We start from the raw sequence: 1038 nt of genomic DNA on the forward strand, positions 1-1038 counted from the left end.
TTTACCCATGATGACATCTGGAAGACGTTCCTGCCCGGCAGCCAGATGGGCAGTCTGGTGGGCAGGCTCCTGTCCACACGGGGTAACTGGCCACCTGCTTCGGATCAGATGGTCGGCAATGCTTTCTACGCCTGCGCCATGGCCCGGCTGAAATACTACCGCGCGCCTGATCCCCTGCCTGCCGCCGATGATGCGGCGGGCATGTGTGACATGTGGAAGCGGATTTACAACACATCGCTGGGTGCAGGCGCTGCGGACCCGCAGCATGTTGCCCTGTTCCGGCAAGCCATTGAGGCCTGACATGGACCCCACCTCGATCCTGCAGGATGTCCTTTCGATGCTCCCGGCCCAGTATGCCGGCGACATCGTGGTCATCGTGTCGTTCCTGATCTCGGCCTGCGCCCTGATCGCGCGGTTCTGGCGGCCGCCGGACCCAACATCGAAATGGGTGCTGGTCTGGACCATCGTTACTGCCATCGCCCAGGCACGCGGCTGGAACCTGCCCGCCTACCAGCCGGGCAAAAAGGCCGCGATGGTGCCCGCTACCGTGCCCCGGCACGAAATCGAGCAGAAGCTTGACGTGCCCCTTGGGTCCACCCGGCCGGGCAAGCCACCGGCACGCGCGGCGCCGCCTGACTGACTGGCTGCCCCCGATCCACCCATTCCGATTTCCCAACCGCTCCCGTGGCGGTTTTTTCATATGGAGACGCCAGACATGGCAAACGACAGCACCACCGCCATTCCCGCCCTCGAAACCCTGATCGAGACCGCACTGGGCAAGAAGGACACCGCCACCGCACAGGCCGACATCCAGCTTGCGGGCAACCTGCTCCAGACGCTGGTACCGGTCATCGTGGAGCGCGCGGCCCCCAGTCTTGACCTTGCGGGCATGGACGCAGCCCTGACCAAGATCATGACCGGCATCACGGACCTGAAAACCGCAATCCAGACGAAACCGGCCCCGACCACCGCGCCGCCCGTCGCGGCCAGGGTGGAGGCCCCGCACCAGACCGTGCCCGGCCAGCCCGTCCGCTGATC

General features: G+C 65.3%; 2 protein-coding genes and 1 pseudogene. All 3 read left to right on the top strand.

All coding sequences use genetic code 11. The features are described 5' to 3' along the window. A pseudogene (locus tag DY926_RS14980) lies at positions 1–300 on the top strand (hypothetical protein); the annotation flags it as partial. A gap of 1 nt (position 301) precedes the next feature. Further along, positions 302–640 (top strand): hypothetical protein, encoded by a 339-nt coding sequence (locus DY926_RS14985; RefSeq protein WP_116704098.1) that lies wholly within the window; start codon positions 302–304, stop codon positions 638–640. A 75-nt stretch (positions 641–715) separates the two neighbouring features. Next, positions 716–1036: a hypothetical protein gene (locus DY926_RS14990; RefSeq protein WP_241503254.1), complete on the top strand. Its 321-nt coding sequence runs from the start codon at positions 716–718 to the stop codon at positions 1034–1036. Positions 1037–1038: the final 2 nt, after the last annotated feature.

The sequence above is a fragment of the Komagataeibacter melaceti genome (assembly GCF_003403295.1).
GTDB lineage: Bacteria > Pseudomonadota > Alphaproteobacteria > Acetobacterales > Acetobacteraceae > Komagataeibacter > Komagataeibacter melaceti.